An 803-nucleotide genomic window follows, 5' to 3' on the forward strand; every position below is an offset into this window, starting at 1 on the left:
GCGTATGGGTCCCTGTGTCTTGGAAGTCTGTCAGGATGAGGGTGGGCGGGAAGCCGTTGGGTCCTTGGCGCTTGACGCCGTGAGCCGGCTCGGTCTCCCGCCCGTTCCATCTATCAACCTGAACAGTTGCACGAGGCTGCGCCAACAGACCTCGCATCACAGGGACAGGCACCATGATGATACCCCTTCGTTGCGTCGGAATCGACGTCTCCAAACGATATCTCGATATCTTCGATGAGAGCTTGGGCGTGCCGGAGCGCATCGCCAACGCGACACAGGCCATCACACAGATCGTGGCGCGTTGGCGATGCGATGTGCTGGTCGTCTTCGAAGCCACGGGTGTCTATGACATCGAGCTTCGCGAGGCGCTCAGTCAGGCCGGCATCCGTTTCGCCCGGATCAACCCGGCCCGGGCCCGCGACTTTGCGCGCGCCAGTGGCCAGCTGGCCAAGACTGACCCGATCGATGCGCGGATGCTGGCGAGCTTTGCCCGGGCCATGCAGCCGGCCACCGAGCAAGCCGCCAATCCCGCCCGCAATGCGCTGGCCAGGCTGGCAAAACGGCGGGATCAGCTGGTCCTCATGCGTGCTCAGGAGAAGAACCGGCGCAGCGAGGCCGATGACCGCGCCATGGCCGATCGTATCGGCCGTCTCATTGAAGTCCTCGACAGCGAGATCGCCGAGATCGAGGCCGACATCAGCGCATTGATCAAGACTGAGCCGGAAATCTCGGATGATGCGCAGTTGATACGGTCACTTCCCGGCGTAGGTCCCGTAGCCTGCATGCAGCTGATCGCACAGATG

Annotated in this window: 1 protein-coding gene; it reads left to right on the forward strand. The window is 62.9% G+C overall.

All coding sequences use genetic code 11. From position 1 onward, the window contains the following. Positions 1-173: 173 nt before the first annotated feature. On the forward strand, positions 174-803 hold a 630-nt coding region (locus tag AC0L21_RS37955), incomplete at its 3' end, for an IS110 family transposase (protein ID WP_473267101.1).

Source organism: Bradyrhizobium sp. WSM4873, from assembly GCF_055811355.1.